Consider the following 5348-nt stretch of genomic DNA (forward strand, 5'->3'; position numbering starts at 1 on the left):
GAAAGAAATTTTGCTGAAGTGCTTGACGGAAGTGAGTGAGTGGTACATAATCTCGCTTCTCTGCTGCAGACGAATCGAACGAGACGGCGCGGCGATGTTCTTTAACAGTTTGGACAACCGATAGGTGTGGGTGTCTTGATGCGAAGCGACTTAGGTCGCAAAAGTATTAAGGCAAATACACCGAGTAATAGGTAGAGAAATCTACCGTCAGTGAATTTGCGAGTTTGTTGGATTGAACTGAAGAGTTTGATCCTGGCTCAGATTGAACGCTGGCGGCATGCCTTACACATGCAAGTCGAACGGCAGCACGGGCTTCGGTCTGGTGGCGAGTGGCGAACGGGTGAGTAATGTATCGGAACGTACCCTTCAGTGGGGGATAACTATCCGAAAGGATAGCTAATACCGCATATTCTCTGAGGAGGAAAGCGGGGGATCGCAAGACCTCGCGCTGATGGAGCGGCCGATATCAGATTAGCTAGTTGGTGGGGTAAAGGCCTACCAAGGCGACGATCTGTAGCGGGTCTGAGAGGATGATCCGCCACACTGGGACTGAGACACGGCCCAGACTCCTACGGGAGGCAGCAGTGGGGAATTTTGGACAATGGGGGCAACCCTGATCCAGCCATGCCGCGTGAGTGAAGAAGGCCTTCGGGTTGTAAAGCTCTTTCGGCCGGGAAGAAATCGCGTGAGTTAATACCTTGCGTGGATGACGGTACCGGAATAAGAAGCACCGGCTAACTACGTGCCAGCAGCCGCGGTAATACGTAGGGTGCGAGCGTTAATCGGAATTACTGGGCGTAAAGCGTGCGCAGGCGGTTTTTTAAGACAGGCGTGAAATCCCCGGGCTTAACCTGGGAACTGCGCTTGTGACTGGAAGACTAGAGTATGGCAGAGGGGGGTGGAATTCCACGTGTAGCAGTGAAATGCGTAGAGATGTGGAGGAACACCGATGGCGAAGGCAGCCCCCTGGGCCAATACTGACGCTCATGCACGAAAGCGTGGGGAGCAAACAGGATTAGATACCCTGGTAGTCCACGCCCTAAACGATGTCAACTAGGTGTTGGGTGGGTAAAACCATTTAGTACCGTAGCTAACGCGTGAAGTTGACCGCCTGGGGAGTACGGCCGCAAGGTTAAAACTCAAAGGAATTGACGGGGACCCGCACAAGCGGTGGATGATGTGGATTAATTCGATGCAACGCGAAAAACCTTACCTACCCTTGACATGTTCAGAATCCTGAAGAGATTTGGGAGTGCCCGAAAGGGAGCTGGAACACAGGTGCTGCATGGCTGTCGTCAGCTCGTGTCGTGAGATGTTGGGTTAAGTCCCGCAACGAGCGCAACCCTTGTCGTTAATTGCCATCATTTAGTTGGGCACTTTAGCGAGACTGCCGGTGACAAACCGGAGGAAGGTGGGGATGACGTCAAGTCCTCATGGCCCTTATGGGTAGGGCTTCACACGTCATACAATGGTCGGTACAGAGGGTTGCCAAGCCGCGAGGTGGAGCCAATCCCAGAAAGCCGATCGTAGTCCGGATCGTAGGCTGCAACTCGCCTGCGTGAAGTCGGAATCGCTAGTAATCGCGGATCAGCATGTCGCGGTGAATACGTTCCCGGGTCTTGTACACACCGCCCGTCACACCATGGGAGCGGGTTCCGCCAGAAGTGGGTAGCCTAACCGCAAGGAGGGCGCTTACCACGGCGGGGTTCGTGACTGGGGTGAAGTCGTAACAAGGTAGCCGTAGGGGAACCTGCGGCTGGATCACCTCCTTTCTAGAGAAAGCATCCTGGCACCCACAACCTATCGGTTGTTCGAAAGTAGCAAACAGACGGAGGGTCTGTAGCTCAGTCGGTTAGAGCACCGTCTTGATAAGGCGGGGGTCGTTGGTTCGATTCCAACCAGACCCACCAACGTCAAAAACGGGGGATTAGCTCAGCTGGGAGAGCACCTGCTTTGCAAGCAGGGGGTCGTCGGTTCGATCCCGTCATCCTCCACCAGAGACCAGTGATAAGCAGCGATGTTTATCACTGGCTTTTGAAATAAAGCTACTGTTCTTTAACAAATTGGAAGAAGGTTGTGTTGTTCATTGATGAGATGAACAACACATTGTGATTGCATCTGTCTTCGTATTACAGCTAGTACGAAGGCGGCACAAAATCGAGTTGCCTGTAACCGTTCTCGCAAGAGAACCCAAGGTTATAGGATCAAGCGACTAAGTGCATGTGGTGGATGCCTTGGCGATCACAGGCGATGAAGGACGTGCAAGCCTGCGAAAAGCGGGGGGGAGCTGGCAATGAAGCTTTGATCCCCCGATATCCGAATGGGGAAACCCACCTCTTTGAGGTATCCCATACTGAATACATAGGTATGGGAGGCGAACCCGGCGAACTGAAACATCTAAGTAGCCGGAGGAAAAGAAATCAACCGAGATTCCCCTAGTAGTGGCGAGCGAATGGGGAAGAGCCTGCTAGTGATAGCGGAACTGTTAGAAGAACGGAATGGAAAGTCCGGCCGTAGTGGGTGATAGCCCCGTACTCGAAAACAGATCCGTGGTACTAAGCTAGCGAAAAGTAGGGCGGGGCACGTGAAACCTTGTCTGAACATGGGGGGACCATCCTCCAAGGCTAAATACTCGTGATCGACCGATAGTGAACCAGTACCGTGAGGGAAAGGCGAAAAGAACCCCGGGAGGGGAGTGAAATAGAACCTGAAACCGCATGCATACAAACAGTGGGAGCCTCCTTGTGGGGTGACTGCGTACCTTTTGTATAATGGGTCAGCGACTTACGTTGTGTTGCGAGCTTAACCGAATAGGGGAGGCGTAGCGAAAGCGAGTCTGATAAGGGCGTTTAGTAGCACGGCGTAGACCCGAAACCGGATGATCTATCCATGGCCAGGATGAAGGTGCCGTAACAGGTACTGGAGGTCCGAACCCACTAACGTTGAAAAGTTAGGGGATGAGCTGTGGATAGGGGTGAAAGGCTAAACAAATCCGGAAATAGCTGGTTCTCCCCGAAAACTATTTAGGTAGTGCGTCACATATCACTTCCGGGGGTAAAGCACTGTTATGGCTAGGGGGTCATCGCGACTTACCAAACCATGGCAAACTCTGAATACCGGAAAGTGCGAGTGTGGCAGACAGACAGTGGGTGCTAACGTCCATTGTCAAGAGGGAAACAACCCAGACCGCCAGCTAAGGTCCCCAAGACACAGTTAAGTGGGAAACGAAGTGGGAAGGCATAGACAGCTAGGAGGTTGGCTTAGAAGCAGCCACCCTTTAAAGAAAGCGTAATAGCTCACTAGTCGAGTCGTCCTGCGCGGAAGATGTAACGGGGCTCAAACTGTGCACCGAAGCTGCGGATATCCGTAAGGATATGGTAGGGGAGCGTTCTGTAGGTCTGTGAAGGTGTCTTGTAAAGGATGCTGGAGATATCAGAAGTGCGAATGCTGACATGAGTAGCGATAAAGGGAGTGAAAAGCTCCCTCGCCGAAAGCCCAAGGTTTCCTACGCAACGTTCATCGGCGTAGGGTGAGTCGGCCCCTAAGGCGAGGCTGAAAAGCGTAGTCGATGGGAAACAGGTCAATATTCCTGTACCGATTCTAGATGCGATGTGGGGACGGAGAAGGTTAGGTCAGCCAACTGTTGGAATAGTTGGTTTAAGCGTGTAGGCGTGCCCCTTAGGCAAATCCGGGGGGCTTAGCTGAGGCGTGACGACGAGGCACTACGGTGCTGAAGTGATTGATACCATGCTTCCAGGAAAAGCCACTAAGCTTCAGTCTAGATTCGACCGTACCGCAAACCGACACAGGTGGGCAGGATGAAAATTCTAAGGCGCTTGAGAGAACTCAGGAGAAGGAACTCGGCAAATTGACACCGTAACTTCGGGAGAAGGTGTGCCCCGGTAGGTTGTAGAGCCTCGCGCTCGAAGGCCGATGGGGTTGCAGTGAAATGGTGGCTGCGACTGTTTAATAAAAACACAGCACTCTGCAAACACGAAAGTGGACGTATAGGGTGTGACGCCTGCCCGGTGCTGGAAGATTAATTGATGGGGTGCAAGCTCTTGATCGAAGTCCCAGTAAACGGCGGCCGTAACTATAACGGTCCTAAGGTAGCGAAATTCCTTGTCGGGTAAGTTCCGACCTGCACGAATGGCGTAACGATGGCCACACTGTCTCCTCCTGAGACTCAGCGAAGTTGAAATGTTTGTGAAGATGCAATCTCCCCGCGGCAAGACGGAAAGACCCCATGAACCTTTACTGCAGCTTTGCATTGGACTTTGAACCGGTTTGTGTAGGATAGGTGGGAGACTGTGAAACCTGGACGCTAGTTCAGGTGGAGTCGTCCTTGAAATACCACCCTGATTTGTTTGAGGTTCTAACCTAGGCCAGTGAATCCTGGCCGGGGACCGTGCATGGTAGGCAGTTTGACTGGGGCGGTCTCCTCCCAAAAGGTAACGGAGGAGTACGAAGGTACGCTTAGGGCGGTCGGACATCGCCCATAAAGTGCAATGGCAAAAGCGTGCTTGACTGCGAGACCCACAAGTCGAGCAGGTGCGAAAGCAGGTCATAGTGATCCGGTGGTTCTGTATGGAAGGGCCATCGCTCAACGGATAAAAGGTACTCTGGGGATAACAGGCTGATACCGCCCAAGAGTTCATATCGACGGCGGTGTTTGGCACCTCGATGTCGGCTCATCTCATCCTGGGGCTGTAGCCGGTCCCAAGGGTATGGCTGTTCGCCATTTAAAGAGGTACGTGAGCTGGGTTTAAAACGTCGTGAGACAGTTTGGTCCCTATCTGCCGTGGGCGCTGGAAATTTGAAGGGGGCTGCTCCTAGTACGAGAGGACCGGAGTGGACGAACCTCTGGTGTACCGGTTATGACGCCAGTCGTATCGCCGGGTAGCTATGTTCGGAAGAGATAAACGCTGAAAGCATCTAAGCGTGAAACTCGCCTTAAGATAAGATTTCCCGGAGTCTTGAACTCCCTAAAGGGTCGTCGAAGACCACGACGTTGATAGGTCAGGTGTGGAAGCGCAGTAATGCGTTAAGCTAACTGATACTAATTGCCCGTGCGGCTTGATCCTATAACCTTGGATCAACAGCAACTCGATAACACCGCAATCACAAAAACAACCTTCTACCAGTTTGCGTTTGATGCACAGCATCAAACATACAAGTTACGCTTGGCGGCAATAGCCTTCTGGACCCACCCCTTCCCTTCCCGAACAGGACCGTGAAACAGATGAGCGCCAATGATAGTGAGCACCTCGCTCGCGAAAGTAGGTCACCGCCAGGCTCCCATTTCTCAAACCCCCTCGCACCCAGTGCCAGGGGGTTTGGCCGTTTAC

Annotated in this window: 2 tRNA genes and 3 rRNA genes; all 5 read left to right on the forward strand. The window is 52.7% G+C overall.

Annotated elements, in window-relative coordinates:
- The first annotated feature begins 234 nt into the window (after positions 1-234).
- The 5 genes from DFR40_RS02740 to rrf all read left to right on the forward strand — a co-directional run bounded on the left by DFR40_RS02740 (position 235) and on the right by rrf (position 5296).
- Positions 235-1772: ribosomal RNA gene (locus DFR40_RS02740) — 16S ribosomal RNA — on the forward strand.
- A 61-nt stretch (positions 1773-1833) separates the two neighbouring features.
- Positions 1834-1910: transfer RNA gene (locus tag DFR40_RS02745), tRNA-Ile, on the forward strand.
- An 11-nt stretch (positions 1911-1921) separates the two neighbouring features.
- Positions 1922-1997, forward strand: a tRNA-Ala gene (locus DFR40_RS02750).
- A 205-nt stretch (positions 1998-2202) separates the two neighbouring features.
- Positions 2203-5084, forward strand: a 23S ribosomal RNA gene (locus DFR40_RS02755).
- Positions 5085-5182: 98 nt separating this feature from the next.
- Positions 5183-5296, forward strand: a 5S ribosomal RNA gene (rrf, locus tag DFR40_RS02760).
- The 16S, 23S and 5S rRNA genes sit together here with 2 tRNA genes alongside, the layout of an rRNA operon.
- Positions 5297-5348: the final 52 nt, after the last annotated feature.

It is taken from the genome of Azonexus fungiphilus (genome assembly GCF_003634965.1).
Taxonomy (GTDB): domain Bacteria; phylum Pseudomonadota; class Gammaproteobacteria; order Burkholderiales; family Rhodocyclaceae; genus Azonexus; species Azonexus fungiphilus.